The 16,542-nt window shown below is 57.0% G+C and carries 13 protein-coding genes; 9 read left to right on the forward strand and 4 right to left on the reverse strand.

Annotated features, from left to right (window positions below):
* The first annotated feature begins 70 nt into the window (after positions 1-70).
* The 9 genes from AOC04_RS24345 (at position 71) to AOC04_RS17040 (ending at position 8,858) form a co-directional block, all read left to right on the forward strand.
* Positions 71-199, forward strand: coding sequence for a hypothetical protein (locus AOC04_RS24345; RefSeq protein WP_257719951.1), 129 nt, complete (start codon positions 71-73; stop codon positions 197-199).
* Between the two features lie 3 nt (positions 200-202).
* Complete coding sequence (locus AOC04_RS17000) at positions 203-1,240, forward strand: SDR family oxidoreductase (RefSeq protein ID WP_060695382.1); 1,038 nt, start codon at positions 203-205, stop codon at positions 1,238-1,240.
* A 78-nt stretch (positions 1,241-1,318) separates the two neighbouring features.
* Positions 1,319-2,047 (forward strand): helix-turn-helix transcriptional regulator, encoded by a 729-nt coding sequence (locus tag AOC04_RS17005; protein ID WP_073515007.1) that lies wholly within the window; start codon positions 1,319-1,321, stop codon positions 2,045-2,047.
* A 501-nt stretch (positions 2,048-2,548) separates the two neighbouring features.
* On the forward strand, positions 2,549-3,289 hold the full coding sequence (locus tag AOC04_RS17010) for an alpha/beta hydrolase (protein ID WP_237178879.1): 741 nt from the start codon (positions 2,549-2,551) through the stop codon (positions 3,287-3,289).
* A 19-nt stretch (positions 3,290-3,308) separates the two neighbouring features.
* Entirely contained in the window at positions 3,309-3,749 is a 441-nt protein-coding gene (locus tag AOC04_RS17015) for a hypothetical protein (protein ID WP_060695384.1), read from the forward strand.
* A gap of 162 nt (positions 3,750-3,911) precedes the next feature.
* Positions 3,912-4,802, forward strand: coding sequence for a LysR family transcriptional regulator (locus AOC04_RS17020; protein WP_060695386.1), 891 nt, complete (start codon positions 3,912-3,914; stop codon positions 4,800-4,802).
* A gap of 248 nt (positions 4,803-5,050) precedes the next feature.
* On the forward strand, positions 5,051-6,367 hold the full coding sequence (locus AOC04_RS17025) for an MFS transporter (RefSeq protein WP_060695388.1): 1,317 nt from the start codon (positions 5,051-5,053) through the stop codon (positions 6,365-6,367).
* Positions 6,368-6,445: 78 nt separating this feature from the next.
* Positions 6,446-7,429: a M14 family metallopeptidase gene (locus tag AOC04_RS17030; RefSeq protein ID WP_060695390.1), complete on the forward strand. Its 984-nt coding sequence runs from the start codon at positions 6,446-6,448 to the stop codon at positions 7,427-7,429.
* Between the two features lie 748 nt (positions 7,430-8,177).
* The gene (locus AOC04_RS17040) at positions 8,178-8,858 is read left to right on the forward strand and encodes a response regulator transcription factor (RefSeq protein ID WP_205891776.1); all 681 of its coding nucleotides are present in this window, start codon (positions 8,178-8,180) and stop codon (positions 8,856-8,858) included.
* Between the two features lie 165 nt (positions 8,859-9,023).
* Here the strand turns inward: AOC04_RS17040 and pigE are convergent, their stop codons facing one another.
* The 4 genes from pigE to AOC04_RS17060 form a co-directional block, all read right to left on the reverse strand.
* Complete coding sequence (gene pigE / locus AOC04_RS17045; protein WP_060695397.1) at positions 9,024-11,534, reverse strand: prodigiosin MAP biosynthesis aminotransferase PigE; 2,511 nt, start codon at positions 11,532-11,534, stop codon at positions 9,024-9,026.
* A 23-nt stretch (positions 11,535-11,557) separates the two neighbouring features.
* Positions 11,558-13,972: a decarboxylase gene (locus AOC04_RS17050; RefSeq protein WP_060695399.1), complete on the reverse strand. Its 2,415-nt coding sequence runs from the start codon at positions 13,970-13,972 to the stop codon at positions 11,558-11,560.
* 295 nt (positions 13,973-14,267) lie between these two features.
* On the reverse strand, positions 14,268-15,632 hold the full coding sequence (locus AOC04_RS17055; protein WP_060695401.1) for a pyridoxal phosphate-dependent decarboxylase family protein: 1,365 nt from the start codon (positions 15,630-15,632) through the stop codon (positions 14,268-14,270).
* The gene (locus tag AOC04_RS17060) at positions 15,622-16,308 is read right to left on the reverse strand and encodes a hypothetical protein (protein WP_060695402.1); all 687 of its coding nucleotides are present in this window, start codon (positions 16,306-16,308) and stop codon (positions 15,622-15,624) included. The genes AOC04_RS17055 and AOC04_RS17060 overlap by 11 nt, the downstream gene beginning before the upstream one ends.
* Between the last annotated feature and the right edge of the window lie 234 nt (positions 16,309-16,542).

A 16,542-nucleotide genomic window follows, 5' to 3' on the forward strand; every position in this document is an offset into this window, starting at 1 on the left:
CAGTCGCTGTTTTTCAGACCCGGTCTCAGCGGTATATCTACCGGCCTTAGAAACGACTGGAATGGAATGTATGACTACGGGGCCCAACGACTACGCGGAATGCGCCGCTCAGGTCTTCAATCGCCGTGATGCAGGCGGCGAAGAGGTGTTCTTCGACAGCGTGGTGCTGATGCCGTCAGCCCAACAGCAAGAGGGTTAAGCCATGCGCAACGCTTTCGTTACTGGCGCGACCGGCTTGCTGGGAAACAACCTGGTGCGGGAACTGGTCGCACGCGGCTACTGCGTCAAAGCCCTGGTCCGCTCAAGAGCCAAAGGTGAACAGCAGTTCAACGACCTCCCGGGGGTGGAGTTGGTGGTGGGTGACATGGCCGACATCGACGGGTTCGCAGCATCGCTGCAAGGCTGCGATACGGTGTTTCATACGGCGGCGTTCTTTCGCGACAACTACAAAGGGGGCAGCCACTGGGAAGAACTCGAAAAGATCAATGTCGCCGGCACCCGAGACCTGCTGCAACAGGCCTACCGCGCGGGGATACGCCGGTTTGTTCACACCTCTTCGATTGCCGTGCTCGACGGCCCACCCGGCACCGCTATCGATGAGACCTGTCTGCGGGCCGAAGCCGATGCGGATGACTACTACCGCAGCAAGATCCTCGCCGACCGTGTCGTGCTGGCGTTTCTTGAAACTCATCCCCAGATGCATGCCTGCATGGTGCTGCCCGGCTGGATGTGGGGACCTGGCGATATGGGCCCGACCTCCTCGGGGCAATTGGTCAATGATGTCGTCAACGGCAAATTACCCGGGCTGATCCCCGGTACCTTCTCCGTAGTCGATGCCCGTGACGTGGCATGGGCCCAGATTGCCGCCGCTAAACATGGACGGCGTGCAGAGCGCTACCTCGCGGCCGGCCGGAACTTGACCATGCGCCAGTTGGTACCCGCTCTGGGACGTATAGCGGGTGTCAAAACCCCTGCCCGGCAACTGCCATTGCCCGCGTTATACCTTTTGGCGGCGGTGCAGGAGGTCTATGCGCGCCTTACCGGCAAGCCCATTTTGCTGAGCATGGCGACGTTGCGCCTGTTGATACGCGAGGAGCACCGGACCTGTTTTAACCACCGCAAAAGTGAACAGGAACTCGGGCTCAGTTTTCGAGCGCTGGAGCTGACGATGTCTGACACGGTGACGTGGTACCGGGAACATGGCTGGTTTAAAAACAACAAGGCCGAAAACAAACGCTGAGCCATGAATGAAAATCTTGCATTGCCTACAGCATTTGCGCAGAGTTGATTTAACCCGGCCGGATATTGAGCGCATGACATGGACAGTCAATCCAATCACTCTGATTTTGGCGTGTCCGGCCTGCCCCCTTCAAACGTATGTTTACAATCAGAACTTGAAAATCAGCTGGGGATGTTTCAAGAACTAAGTTATGCCTACTTTGCCGTGCCACGCAATCGCGTGGTCGCGCCTCTTATTGTTTCAAACTACCCTTCACCTTGGCTAAATACTTATAAGCAAGCCCGATCGCACTTGATCGATCCGATCATTCATTACGGACTTAAAAGTTGTGCACCATTCTCCTGGAGTGCTGCACTTCAGGCTGTTTCCTGTGACCAGAGTCGGGAACTGTTTCGACGTTCCAGCGAACACCGGATCTGCTCAGGCACCACCTTTGTCCTGCATGACCCCTGTGGCGTGTTCAGTTCGTTGAGTCTGTGCAATGGCGGGCAGCAGGCCGATTTTGATCGCCTGCTGGCCGACCGGCAGGGGCAGATACAGATGGCACTGATCCACTTTCATAGCTGGCTAATGAGCCTGCGTACGGTAGACGAGCTGTTTTCAACCCTTGCGAACGGGCCGCTTTCGGCCAGGGAAATGGCAGTGCTCAAATGGGTCAAGATGGGCAAGTCCTACCGGGAAACAGGGCTGATCTGCGCGATTTCCGAGCGGACGGTCAAATTTCACATGTCCAACATTGCGGCCAAACTACAGGTCTGCAATGCCAAGCAGGCGGTTTATGAAGCTCAGCGCCAGGGCCTGCTCTGAGTGCACGCTGGCGCTTGCCGGTCTCTCGCGGATGTGCAAATACAGCGACCGCATACTATTAATTGACGGACCAGAAAGATAATAAATACAACTTCGCCGGTTCAACTATCTCACCCGGCAACCCCCTGTACTCAAGTGCTATTACAGGTTGCAGCCCGATACTCTCCTCACGCTATCTGTACCTAGATACAGTTGTTCTCCACAGGTAATTACGGCACGTTATGCCCGGCAGTGCTCAAGCCCCTGACCACTGCGCAACACTAAACTTTTCAATATTGCGCCAAACAAGACAATGACTGCCCGAACCTCTGGATCAGGCTTGCGCATGCTGGTTGGCGATCCTGCCAATACATCGAAACAGGGAAGATCATGGAAAAGCCCGCGTCTTCAGAACCGCGCCAGGCCCTCATGCCGATCGCAACGCCCGGGTGGCCCGGTGTTGCCATTTGCAGGCTGTTCATCCGGGTTATGTTTCGCCAGGTCCAGGGCTGGAAACGCGACGTGCCAGCTCATGCGGCGGCCTTTGTAGAAGTCTCGCGCGACGGCAGCCGGCTGGAGGGAGCCTCTGTGCGCACCACCGCCATGCAGCCCCGAGGCGTCGTGATGTTGTGCCACCCGTTCCTCAAGTACGGCATGCATTATTTTTTCGAGAACAAACTGGATCAAGCATTTCTGGATCAGGGCTATCACGTGGTCGCTTTCAATTTCAAAGGCTTCGGCCGCAGCACCATCGGCGGTCATGCATTTGCCGACGATGTGCTGGCGATTGCCCGGCGAGTGACACAGGACAACCCGGGCCTGCCCGTCCACCTGGTGGGCTGTTCGTTTGGTGGCTATCACCTGGCCCATGCCCTGGCACGGGATGCCACGCCCTTTACCTCGGCGGTGCTGGACAGCGTGCCGGTTTCGGTGCGCAGCTACTTCACTCGCGGACCGCTGCGGCACGCCATGCGCTGGATCAGCGGCAGTCGCCTGGCGGTGCCCACGGGGACCTGTGCGATTGATCACTCATTGCAAAGCGTGCGCCATCTACCGGTCGCCTATTTCTACGGCCTCAACGACCCCTTTATCCCGGCTGCCAGCGTGGCAGGGCTAAAGCGCGATTGCGGGACCTTGCATATGGTCGGCTTCGAGGGCTGTCGTCACCTGGAAAACCATAAGAACCACCGGGATCGCTACTTCGAGGAAATCTTCGCTTTTTTCAATCGGGCAGAAGCTCAAACGCCTGTCGTACCGGCATAACCCACCAAGGAACACTGGAATGGGCAACGAATACAACATGGCGCTGGTGCTCGGTGCCGGGCTCAGCCTGCTGGCGGCGCTGATGCATGTCGGGGTCATCATGGGGGGGCCTTCGTGGTATCACCTGTTTGGCGCTGGCGAGCGCTTTGTCCGGGCAGCCAGGGCCGGGCGACGGTTTCCGGCAGTGGTCACGGCAGGGATTGCCCTGGTGCTCACCGCATGGGCGGCCTATGCACTGTCCGGTGCCGGGGTGATCGAACCGTTGCCCCTGCTGCGCCCTGCATTGTGTGCGATCACCCTGGTTTACCTGCTGCGCGGCCTGCTGGGGCCTTTCGTACTGGCCGGTACCGGGCGCAGTACCCGCTTCATCATGATCAGCTCGGCGATCTGTCTGGTGTATGGGCTGGTGCATCTGTTCGGGTTGGTGCAAGTGTGGAGCTCACTCGCGTCACCTGGCTGACCGCCAGTCTCAGTTGCGGGTGCCCGGCAAACTGCACTCGATCATCGTGCACCAGATGGCGTATCGTTCGGCAAACATTCCAGCACCCGCCAGGGGCTGGAGCAGAAATACACCGTCAGCCATTTAGTTGAAGCGTTGACGGGTCGCCGAGCAGGAAACCCCATGCAACTTGAATGGCTTGAAGACTTTATCGAGCTGGCACGCACCCGCAGTCTGTCCCGTGCTGCCGAGAATCGTTGCGTCACCCACCCGGCGTTCGGCCGGCGCATCCGGGCACTGGAAGAGTGGGTCGGCTCGGCGCTGATCGAGCGCAAGCAACCGCTGTCGCTTACGCCTTGCGGTGTATTGTTTCTTGATGCCGCCACGCAGTCGCTGGCATTGCTGACTGCGGTCAGGGCGCAATTCCAGGGCACCACCCTGAGCCGCGACGAACCGGTGCGGATCGCTACAGGCCGTACTCTGGCCTGTGATTTTTTCCCCGACTGGTACCAGTCGCTGAACCGCCAACTGGGCAGTTTTCCGGTGTCACTGGTTACCAGCGGCGCCCAGGAAGCAATCAGCAAACTGTCCGCCGGCGAGGTCGACTTGCTGCTGAGTTTTTCCAGCCCCTTGACCCAGACGCTGATGGACCCGCAGCGTTTCGACTCGCGAGTGCTGGCCAGTGAAGAGTTGTTGCCGGTCAGTGCACCCGACGCCCATGGGCAACCGCGACAGCAAATAGCCGTCGACAGCAGTGCCCTGACCATCCCCTGGCTGGCGTTTTCGCCGACCCTGGCCCTGCGCGGGGTGCTGGCCCAGCACCTGGAGCAACTGCCTCAGCGTCTGGCCCTGCGCATGGTTTATCAGGCTGATTCCTATGACGCCATTCTGGAAATGGCCAAGCGTGGCATAGGCCTCGCGTGGCTGCCGCGCATGGTGGTCAAAGGGGCACTGGAGTCCGGCGATTTGCTGATTGCGGGCAGCGCCGAGTTCCGCGTCAGCTTCGACGTTTCGCTGCATCGCTTGCGCGCCAACCAGAGCGAACTGGTAATGAAAATCTGGAACAGTCTTTGACCGCTCCTGTACCGCAACAGCCATAAGATCCCAACCCTTCAGGCCTGAAAACGCCCTGCGGCAGCGGCTTTACAGGCCCTGTGCCCAAACAGCTCAAACCTGTGCCCAAACAGCAATTGCCGTTGCCGGGTACTTGCTGCAACTTCACCGGGCTTCACTCATAAAAAATAATGCCTTCGATCTTGCCTGGCCGCACTGCGGCCCGGTGAATCCGGATGCCAACTGTGAAATAGACCTGGTGCTCACCCATGACAGTTCAATCATCCGCCGTACCCTCGGTACGTGCTGCGACCAAGCGAGGCCCATGGAAGGAAATCGTCGCTGCCAGCGTCGGCAACGCGCTGGAATTCTACGACTTACTGATCTACGGCTATTTTGCGGTGGTCATCAGCAAGCAGTTTTTCCCCTCCGATAACGAAACCACTTCATTACTGCTGGCCGTGGGCTCGTTCGGCATTTCCTTTTTGATGCGCCCGCTGGGCGCCATCGTCCTCGGTTCATATGCCGACAGGGCCGGGCGCAAGGCATCGTTAACGATGTCGATCCTGCTCATGTTGCTCGGCACCGCGATCATTACCTTCGCTCCGACCTATGAGCAGATCGGCCTGCTGGCACCGCTGTTGATCATCGTTGCGCGCATGCTCCAGGGCTTTTCCACAGGCGGGGAATTTGGTGCAGCGACGGCGTTTATGGTCGAACACGCCGATGCCAAACGCCGGGGCTTCTTTGCCAGCTGGCAATTATCGACCCAGGGCCTGGCGACGGTTTTGGCAGCGGGCGTGAGCGCGCTCCTCAGCTATGTGCTGTCGGATGTGCAATTGAACACCTGGGGCTGGCGGGTGGCATTCGGCATCGGCCTGCTGATCGGCCCCGTGGGTTTTTACATCCGCACGCAAATCGATGAAACCCCGGACTTCAAGAAAACCGTGGCCAATATCGCGGTCAAGACTCCGTTGCGCGATGTGCTGATCAAAGGCCATGTCAGCCTGTTGCTGGCCATCGGCGTCGTTGCCGGGGCCACTGCATTCAACTACGTACACAAGCTGTACATGCCGATCTATGCCCTGAAACAGTTGCACATCGCAGCTACTTCCTCGTACCTCGGGGCCTTGATGACCGGCATCACGCTGATGATCATGGCGCCGGTGTTCGGCGGACTTTCCGATCAGTACGGTCGATTCCGGGTACTGACCATCGCCCTGTTGATAACCGGGTTTTCGTCCTACCCGATGTTCGTGCTGCTCAACACCTTCCCTAGCCTCTCAACCCTGTTAATGGTGCAAGCGATTGTCGGCGTGTTGATCGCAGCCTGCCTGGGGCCCATCCCGGCAATGCTCGCCGACATCTTCCCGACCAGCATTCGCGGGACAGGACTGGCGCTGAGCTACAACTTTTCAGTCACCCTGTTTGGCGGGTTCGCCCCGTTGATCGTGACCTGGATGATCGATGCTACCGGCAACAAACTGGCCCCCAGTTTTTATGTGATGGCGACCGTTCTGGTCAGCGTACTGGCAATCATCTGCCTGGGACGACGCATGCGCGGCATCAGCCCTGCAGCCAGTTAAACAGCAGCAAACCCATCTTGCCTGTCGCACCCTGAACCCGGTGCGGCACACGCAAAAGCTGATCTGACGGAGACACAAATGAAGACCCTTGAACAAGTTCGCGCAGCGCTCACACCCTACCCCGTTGAAGTCGAATTTCCCGATATCGAACCCTGGAAAACCGGTAACTGCGGGATCGACTACGTCCACAGCTTCGACAGTGGCCAGCCCGGGCCCCATGTGCTGATCATGGCACTGACCCATGGCAACGAAGTCAGCGGAGCGATCGCGGTAGACACCTTGCTGCGCAGCGGTGTGCGCCCGCGTCAGGGACGACTGTCGCTGGCATTCGGTAATGTAGAGGCCTATCACCGCTTCAATCCACAGGACATCGACGCGACTCGCTTTGTGGACGAGGACATGAACCGTGTCTGGCTACCAGCGGCGCTGGACGGAGAGCGCGACTCGGTAGAATTACGCCGCGCCCGTGAATTACGGCCGCTGATCGACAGCGTCGATTTACTGCTCGATATTCACTCGATGCACGAAGAGTCCGCACCGCTGATGATGTGTGGTGCTTGCAGCAAAGGTCTGGAGTTCGCCCGGTCGCTGGGCGTACCTGCAACCGTCGTCGCCGACGCCGGCCACGCCAACGGACGACGCATGCGTGACTACGGCGGATTTGGCGATGCCGCCAGCCACAAAAACGCCCTGCTGATCGAGACCGGCCAGCACTTTTCAAAGAAGAGCGAACACGTGGCCCTCGATGTGGCAGCACGTTTCCTGATCGCCACCAAAGCCGTCGCCGAAGCCGACGTGCAAGGGTTTCTAAGCCAGCAACAGCCCGTCACCCAACAGTTTCTGCAGGTCACCGAGCCGGTGATCGCCAGCAGCATGGACTTCAGTTTCAGCGAAGACTTCCGAGGCCTCGAACGAATCGCCCGGGCAGGTACGGTGATCGCACGGGATGGCCAGCGCGAGATCGTCACCCCGTATGACAATTGCGTGCTGATCCAGCCGTCACTGCGCCATCTGGGCCAAGGGGTTACGGTGGTGAGACTGGCGCGAGTGCTGGCTATTTAACCGGGCTGCATGCCGCCTGCACAGGAAGCACAAACCAGGGTAACCGGGTCGGCCTTCACAACGGGCCATCCGGATACCCGCACAAGCCCCACAAAATGAGCATGGCCGGCACGGCACCATGCCTGGCTATGACCTCCCCCGCCTGCACCTGACCCGAGTTGCCTGCACACTGGCAATAACTTCGGCGCCCCTGCTTCGCCGACGGCTTATCCAGAACATGGGCATTGCGCCGCTTTATGACGAGGCTGGCCAATATGGCATGAGCCATCGCGCATTCATCCCCCCGAGAAACCTCCGCAAAAAGTGCTGGAATTTATCCAGATTCTGCGAGCAAACCTCACGCCCCGCGGGAATAGATAACGCTGCGGGGTATGCAGTGGGCATTAATTAAATGCCGGCATGAATTCATTTATTTCTTCAGACAAATACATTTCCTAATGTATCTACCTTCGGCATTAGCGAGGTGGCGCTTACATCATTAACCATGTTTTTTTATTATCGGGCCACAGCCGACGACTCAAGTCCAACCCGGCACACAACCTGTTGAGTCTAAACGTTAACCGGGCTGTAACCCCCCGCATGTTAAAGTAGATACAAGACGAAATGCCGATACTGCTGGCATTAGCATACAAACACCACCCAACAATAAATGTGAAGAATGGCGAAACAGTTAGTCGTTCTGCACACCTTTTTAACGAAACATACTTAACATGTGGCCCGTCAGAAACATTGACCACGGAGTTGTCAAGTGCACTCGCAAAAACCCAACGGGATGAACATATTATTAATCGGCGATGATCGTTCTTTGGGTGAAGGCCTTCAGGCTTTTCTTCATCACAACGGTTTTACTTGCATATGGGAGCGTGACATAACGGACATTAAACACATATGGCGATCCGCAAGCCTGGCTATATTAGGCCGACAAATACTTGGCAAAGACAGCACTCGGCTTCTTCCAGGCTTGCTTACGATAAAAGCATTACCTGTGATTATTCTCACGACTTGCGCCGACGTAGAGGAAAAGATTGCCGCACTGGAAGCAGGAGCGCGTGACTACGTCACAAAGCCATTTGCCCATATAGAACTTCTAGCCCGTATACGTGCTCAGATAAGACCCTTGGGTGAGGGAAACCTGGAATCCGGTGAACTTCTGCTAGTCCCCTCCAAACGTTTGGTCTTCTGGAAAGGACAGAAGATTTCTCTTACCCATAAAGAGTTTGAGTTGTTGTTAATCCTTGTACAAATGGCCGGACGTGTTTTTACCAGGGAGGAATTACTTAACCAGGTATGGGGTTATAAAAAATTCCCCTCGACCCGGACGATTGACATGCACATCCTGCAATTGCGGCGAAAAATCCCCAACATCAAAATATCGACCATACATGGCGTTGGTTATCGTCTGGCCGATGACGGACACCCGGACCTTTAATATATTTAACCCCAAGTAACACTCCACTCGGACCCACTGCATTCTCCCTGCATTAACCGCCCTGCTCTTCACAAGTTGGTGTCCCGGACGTATTCCATAAAATCCCGTCCGGGCATGTTGCCAAGTTTGCCGGTTTTGCATAACCGGACCGGCCACTGAAAAGCATCAGGTAAGGAAGGTCGACATGTCTTGGCAAACGGTACGGAATGCCTGGGCAAAATGCGCCGCTTCAGCCTCGCTGAGTACCAAGGGTGGCTGGATACGTATAACCCGGTTGTTATTCGCGGTGACAAAGGTCAGCACGCCGTGCTCCTTCGACAGTTTGATGATGAAGCGCAGTACGAACATCTCCTCAAAGTTCTTCTCCACCTCACTGATCGCCTCCTGGATGTGCTGCCTGGCTTTATCAGAAAGCATTCGGTAGGTACCTGCTGCGTTCCCCGGTATACGACTGGCAAACTCGCGTACGAATGCCTCCACCCCCCCTTGGAAACTGTATTCAAACTCGATGGCAATCATCAGCCCTGTGCCCCGCACCTCGCGAATGAACGGGTAGGCACTGACCACTTCACGCAAGTCGGCCTTGAGCTGGCCACCAACACGGGCGGCATTGCCGGCCAGGTCTTCGTCGATGATCACGTCAAGAGTCGCAAGGGCCGCAGCAGAGGCAAAGTTGCCGCCACCGAAGGTCGAAGTATGCAAGGCGAAGGTGTCGATGCTGCCATAGGCTCGATCCCACAGCGCCGCCCCGGACAGCGTAGCGCCTATGGGCACGGCACCGCCGGAGAGGGATTTTGCCAGCACCAGAATGTCAGGCACCACCTCTTCCCATTCACACGCAAATAATTTGCCGGTACGCCCGAGCCCCGTCTGGATCTCGTCGAGAATCATCAGGCAACCATGGGCACTGCACAGTGCCCGCACCTGTCGCAGATAGCCCGCAGGCGGCAGGATCACCCCGCCCTCACCCTGGACCGGTTCCAGGATAAAAGCACCAATTTGCCCCTGGACCAGGGCCGCTTCCAGAGCAGCAATGTCACCGAAAGGAATCGAATCACAACGTTCCAGCAATGGTTTGAAGGGCTCGCGGTGCTTACTGCGACCGGTCACTGATAACGCGCCCAGAGTCTTGCCGTGGTATCCGTTCTCGCAATACAGCACCCGCGGACGGGCCATGGCAGCCATGGCTAATTTCAACGCGGCTTCTATGGCTTCGGTGCCGGAGTTACTGAAAAACACCCGTTCAAGATTGCCCGGTGCCAGTTCGCAGAGTCGCTGCGCCAGCAAGCTGGTTTGTTGCGGCACCGATACGTATTGCACAAAGGTTGGGTGCTGCTGTTGCAGGTAAGCCTGCAATGCCTGGTTGACCCGCGAATGGTTGTGCCCGGTGTTCAGGCAGCCATAGCCGGCGACAAAATCCAGATAACGGTCGCCATTGAGATCGGTCAGCCAGCATCCACTGCCCCGGGTAAAGACCCGTTCGATATGGTTGAACCGGTAGAACGCCTGCAACACCGGGTTGATGTGCTGGCCAAAGCAGCGCAGGACTTCGTCGCGCACTTGCGGCGCACAATCGCTGGGGGCGGCCTCGGCACCGCGATGGTGAAAGCGGCGCAAGGTCTGAAACGCCTGCGGGTGCAGGCGCTCGCCACTGGAGGCCATCGGCGATGGCGAAAAACCATGTTCGCCGGCGATCCGGCCTATCTCCAGCACCTGCTCCTCGGGCAATTCACGGCCGATGGAAAAAGCTTGCGCGCGGCCTTCCAGAGCCAGAACCAGGGTTTCGGCCAGACAGCCATTGAGGAACTTCTTGGGGGCCAGCCCAAGAGACTCGGTTCCAAAGCGCACGGCCTCGCTGGCGGACACCAGTCCACCGTCGATGATCAGGATGTCGTTGCGGTCGTGATGAAAGGGCAGCACGTCCCTGGGCAAAGCAGCGTCCACCACTACTGAGCCCGGGGCCAGTCGATAAGGGTCGATCACCCCGCCGCTGGAGGTCGCTGCGACGTAGAACAGCACCTCGTCGTAACAGGTAGCGATCTCGGGAGTCAGGCACACCTGAGGGTGCATTTGCACCGGCAGGTAGCTGAGACTTTTATGGCCCTGCTCGACACTGCCCCGGTGCACCAGGCGCAGGCGGCAACCCTTGCGCGCCAGCAGCCTGGCAATAACCAGAGCGATAGAGCCGGGGTAGCCGACCACCGCCACTTCGCAGTCAGCGGGCGACACATCCAGGCGGGCCATGGCTTCAAGCACGTTCTTGTAGGCCGCAAAGGCAGTCAGCGAATTACCGGTGGTCACCGCCACGCCGCTACGGTCCAGCGTTTGCAAACCACGGTTGCCGACAATCGCGGTAAAGCCCCCCAGACCCACCAGCTGGGCACCTTGCGCGCTGAGGCTTTGCACACCTTCCAGTACGCGCTCAGCGATCGTTCGCGGCTGGCTGAGCATCTGCTCGGCGGTGAGCGGCAGGTAATGCAAAATACCTTCGCAGGTAGCACCGGTGGCACTGACGATACGCCCGAAATCAGCGAACGGCACCAGGTTGCGCGGCTTCCAGAGTTGAGATTGATAGCCCAGATTCTGCTCGGCAAGCGTACGGTCCAGCAGGTCGATAATTTTGACTTGACGCTGCAGGCCGATGGAAGTCGGATGGGCAATAAAACCGAATTTCATGGTGGGGTGCTCCCTATGCACGCTCATTGACGGCTCCAAGCGGTTTCCGAGACCAGACTCAAGCCATCGCCCTCCGAGTTGTGGGCCAGCAATACGTCGATAATATTCAATTGCCCGGGACACATCAGAAGGCTGCGCAGGCGTGCCTCATCGAACTTCACCAGGCGTTCGCGGTGCACGCAGATCGAGCCCGCCCGCTCCAGTGAAACGGCCAATGACCCGGCACTGGAGACTGCAACCTGCAACGCGCCGTTATGGGCGTATCGCTTGTCGAGGTAGGTCTGGATCAGCGACAACAGGCCATTGGTTAGATAGAACAGGGTCACGTTGCGTTTTTTTGCACCGCGATCGCCGGCCAGGCCATCGATGAGCCGCGCCTCGATATCCGGCACCAGCGCCCGGGCACCGTCACCGACAAACGCCAGCACGTTGCCCGAGCCGGTCATGGCAATGTAAGGCAGCGCCATAAGACCGTCCCCCATCAAGGCGCGTCCGTACCAGCCGGAAAACCCCGGATCAGTGCGCGGCACATTACGTAGCGCAGAAATGCCACAGCGCCCGACGTCGTAGACGCCAATGTAGCGATAGCCCTGTTGCTCGATCAGCTCGCGCACCAGGTTGCCCAGGCGCAGAAAGAAGTAGTTGGCGGTCATCGGCAGCGTCTCGACCTGGTCCACCGCGACGCTCTCGCTGATACCGGACAACACCTCAAGCTTGGCACGGCGCAGTGCGAGGACCTGCGGTTCGACCTGCAAACCGCGCTCTATATGATCGAGAAAGACATCCAGCGGCACATTGAGCGACAGGTCAGTAAAAGGCGAAACATGACGCGGCTCATGATTGACCTGCACGATCCGCAACTGGCGCTTGAGCTTGCCTTCGGAGAATGGTGTGGCCGCCTGGTCGACCTTGCCCTTTAGAAAGAACACGCAATGGCTTTGCGGCCCGTTGAGCTCATGCCCGGTGTGCATGAAGTGATAGATACGGCGACTGAAACCATACAGGGACAACGGCCCCAGATACTGCGGCACCGGTTGGCCCTTATGGTATGGGCCGACGCTCCCGGGCTGGGTGATGCTGTCGGCCAGGGCAATGGCTGCGCGCTCGGCCAGTACGTAGACTCGCTGGCGTTGCCCGTCGCTGAGCTTGCCGCATTGCCAGAGCAAGTGCAGCGGCTGGTGATTGATCAGATCCAGGGCCTGATCCAGCGCTTGGAGCTGACTGCTGTCGAGGGGGGTATCAAGGGCCGTCCCCCGCCCAGGCAAACCTACATTCAGCGGCTTCCTGGGACGGGACTCCAACACACCTTGGGTAGCAAGGATGAACACCGGCTCCGCCCGCTCGGCGAGCATGGCGAAAGCCTGCTCCAGGCAAGTGCCAACCTCCTCGACCTTGCGGATGAAGACCTGGCGCAAGCCTTTGGCCTCGATCACCCGGCACCCGTTGTTTTCAACGTCGTGGGTGCCCTGGAAGGCGTACCAGACATTCTCCGGGCTGTCGGCACAGATGATCAGCCCCGGCGCACCGAGGCGCTTGAGGTTGGCCAGGGTACCGCGAAACTCGTCAATCATGCCCGACGTCACGGTGATCACATAAGCACGGCCAAACAGCTGCCAGCCAGCCATGGCACTGACCGCCAGACTGTGCTCATTGCACCCGCTGAAGCACCGCACTCCTGTTCCGGTGAGGTTCTGCTGCATGGACTGGATCAACCCTGCAACCATGGAGCCCGTGTATGAATGAAAGTCCCAGTGCTCTTGCCAGCGACTGCGCATGAACCGTGTCACTTCGGTGGCCATGCTCACTGACAGCAACGGGCTGGTAATGGAACGTGCCAGCAGGCGGTTAAAGTGAACGTGCTCCAGGTGATCGAGCACAATGCGCAGCAAGTCCGCGCGCCGAGCGGCACGGTCATCATCAATCACTCGCAGATTACGGTTCCCGCCCACCTGGTTCATCCACCCCGCCAAGGCTGACAAGGCGCAATACATCAGTGCTGAATGGGGCGAGAGGCGCGTGCCGGGCGTAATGGCGATCAGCGCGTCAAACGGGTCTTCGAAGCTGGCCTCGGCCTGCTCACTGAGATCGAGGATAAATATCTGGCTGGACAGTTGCGGGGCCTGGCAACACAGCTGCACCTGTGCCGCCTCGATCGAGGTGAAGCTCATCAGGCACGGCTCAGGCACCACCATGACATCGGGCAGCATTGCTTGCAGGTAGTGCCGGGTCTTGAGGACAAGCATTTGCAGTACCGCCTCGCTTCGCGGTTTTGGCCCCGGCCCGCAGAGCATGCCTTCATTGCCACCCTGCTTCAGCGGCCGGTCAGGTGCACAGGGAGCGGGCTGTCGGCACGCCTGCAACTGTTCAATAACAAAGGTCACATCCTCGATTAGAGTCTGGGCCCGGGTAACGAGACAAATACCTAAGATTGGCTTCATGGACGTATACCTACTCAAGTCGAACTTCCGGTTAAAAGGTTCGCTGTTATCGCCAGTAAGACGCCGTCCAATTCAAACCCGTGCAACTCGCACTTATTGGCGCGCCAATAAATCAGAAAAAATAAAACCGATGGCGCCCCCCGCAGAACCGAGAGCAACCATGACTCCTTGAAAGACAAACAGGTGACGATACAGAGCCCTGCCTGCACCCCATCAATATTGATAACTACGGCAACTATTGCCCGTCCGGGTGTTCAGCAATAACACCCGGATGGTTATATACACTACCGCTCAATTACAGAGCCTGGTATTGACTCCTGTACTCATCGGCGATGCACTTCGATAGCCTGATGATTTGATCCGCCAACTCATCAACCATGGCCAAGTGTTCCTTTTTCATCAGCGTCAGTCTTATACAGCTGACTTCACGAAATACGCCGGTTTCAGATGAAATATCACAGTCTGCCATCGCCACATAAAAACCTGAGGCTTTAAGTTGCTCATACAGTTGGCGTGTCGCAGCGCTGATATCCGCACATTCAATATAAAACACCACGATATCAAGAGCCGGTTCACGAACGACAAGCCTCACGTCATCAACGGCAAAAAGCAGTTCAGACATTTTAACGGCCGCGGTATGACAAGAAAGAAGCACCCGGGAAAACTCCCCCTCTTCTTCTAAAGGGAGACATTGCATGGTGGCCCACAACGCAGCTGCAGCTGCGCCAGGCCGGGAACATTCCAGGGTCTTTTCACCGATGCTGATACCTCGCCGGTCAAAATAAGTGTACGGCGAGTCGTGCGTATATATCGCTTGCGACGTCGACTCGCTGACACCTCTCAACAGCAGTGCGCCACAGCCAAAACCTTGAAGCCCATGTTTATGAGGATCAATGACTATCGAATCCGCGGCGGGCAGAAAGTCGAAAGCTTTTCGGTTACGTCCAGCAAGACGCGCTCGAATCAAATAGAAGTAGCCGCCATAGGCCGCATCGACATGAACTTTAAAATCATGTTCGGCCTTAAGGGAAAATATTTCATCCAGGGGGTCGATTGCACCATTGAGGGTGGTCCCTAAAGTACATACCACCACGGGCACATCTGTAGCCTCCAGTGCAGCCAGTACACCTGACAACGCTATTGAGCACAGGCTGCCGTCTTTGGTGACATCCACTTCAAGGTACTTGAGATCAAGGATATTGGCCGCGCGCTTGTGGGTAAAGTGAGCCCCCTTGCTGCAAATTACCGTGTTGGCTCCCAACGCCCTGTGAATCCACAAGGCCTCAAGATTGCCTATTGTCCCGCCCGAAGTCAGATGCCCCTGATAATGATTCCAGTCCAGCATCCTGGCCATGCTGTCAAGGCACTCAACTTCCATCTTCGTTGTGGCACGCCCTCCGTCATAACTATGATTATTGGGATTGAACTGCATGGCCAGGAAATAGCTCATGACCGCCACATCGCACACATACCCGGACATGTGCCCGGCATAGCGGGGGTGGAAATAGGGGTCGTTATCGCCCAGCCGGGTTAAAAGCGCCTGAATGACACCGTCCGTTTCGAAATCCCAACGCTGCTCAAATGAAGGAAGTTCAGGAAAAGTGCAGTACAACCTTTTCTGCGCCGCCACTAAAATTTCCAGATTCTTTCTAGACAACATGTCTCATGCCCTCTGTAAGTTTGGCGTACACATCCGCAACAGATTCAAAAACAAACAATCTTTCAGGCTCACCCGCCGCCGAGATGCCCGACTCCAATACACTTGCCAGGTCATACTCCATGATTTCAATGTTTTTGTTTATGAAGCGCTTCAATGCAACATTCGACGTAATCAATCCACCACCAAAGGCATAAAGTTTATCGCCCCGGGCCACCACGCCGAACTCAAGTGTGTAAAACCACAGTTTCAACAATAGTTCGCGTTGCTCTTTAGTGACCGTGGCCCACAAGACAGCAAATTGCTTGCTCACCTGGTTGAACTTCGGGAACACAAAATAGGGCGCATGACCAAAGAGGTCGTGATAGAAATCGGTCATGTCCGATTGCGCTACATGTTCGGGAGGCCTGACGTTGGCGTATACCGGAAACTTCCCTTGCGCCAGAATTGCAAACCAGGCGTCAAGCCCGACAGGGTAGGTCAGTTTGATTGCACCCCCTTGTGTAGAAATAACATCCTTTATTTTTTCGATCTCTATAGGTCGTTCCATCAACCTGAGTGCCTCCACCCCGTGGTGCCACTCACTGCATATATAATCCTGCGACTCATGCAATAGAGCCGTAAAGGAGCTCCAGACCCGATCAAACTCTCTTTCATTAACAGTTATATCTTCCTGCATTACCTTCTCCAGAGCGTCCTTGTCCTAAAACACTAACTTCAGGAAAACTGGAATATGTCAGGGACTTGTAAAATCTTTGCTGAATTCAGATAAAGAATGATAGCCGAAAGCTACCATGTCCGACATTAAGACAATAATCGTGACCCACTGGAAGTTGAACGCTAATAACCTGCAACTTGCGCCTGTGCCGAACGCCCGGGCCGGCGCAATCACTCGGAATGCAGGCCAGAGCCG

The sequence above is a fragment of the Pseudomonas versuta genome (assembly GCF_001294575.1).
Lineage (GTDB): Bacteria > Pseudomonadota > Gammaproteobacteria > Pseudomonadales > Pseudomonadaceae > Aquipseudomonas > Aquipseudomonas versuta.

Bases quoted from the DNA above. Each gene is read 5' to 3' on its own strand.
- AOC04_RS17000 (WP_060695382.1), top strand. From the start codon at position 203: ATGCGCAACGCTTTCGTTACTGGCGCGACCGGCTTGCTGGGAAACAAC.
- AOC04_RS17050 (WP_060695399.1), bottom strand. From the start codon at position 13,972: ATGAAGCCAATCTTAGGTATTTGTCTCGTTACCCGGGCCCAGACTCTA.
- AOC04_RS17055 (WP_060695401.1), bottom strand. From the start codon at position 15,632: ATGTTGTCTAGAAAGAATCTGGAAATTTTAGTGGCGGCGCAGAAAAGG.
- AOC04_RS17030 (WP_060695390.1), top strand. From the start codon at position 6,446: ATGAAGACCCTTGAACAAGTTCGCGCAGCGCTCACACCCTACCCCGTT.
- pigE (WP_060695397.1), bottom strand. From the start codon at position 11,534: ATGAAATTCGGTTTTATTGCCCATCCGACTTCCATCGGCCTGCAGCGT.
- AOC04_RS17020 (WP_060695386.1), top strand. From the start codon at position 3,912: ATGCAACTTGAATGGCTTGAAGACTTTATCGAGCTGGCACGCACCCGC.
- AOC04_RS17015 (WP_060695384.1), top strand. From the start codon at position 3,309: ATGGGCAACGAATACAACATGGCGCTGGTGCTCGGTGCCGGGCTCAGC.
- AOC04_RS17005 (WP_073515007.1), top strand. From the start codon at position 1,319: ATGGACAGTCAATCCAATCACTCTGATTTTGGCGTGTCCGGCCTGCCC.
- AOC04_RS17060 (WP_060695402.1), bottom strand. From the start codon at position 16,308: ATGCAGGAAGATATAACTGTTAATGAAAGAGAGTTTGATCGGGTCTGG.
- AOC04_RS24345 (WP_257719951.1), top strand. From the start codon at position 71: ATGACTACGGGGCCCAACGACTACGCGGAATGCGCCGCTCAGGTCTTC.
- AOC04_RS17025 (WP_060695388.1), top strand. From the start codon at position 5,051: ATGACAGTTCAATCATCCGCCGTACCCTCGGTACGTGCTGCGACCAAG.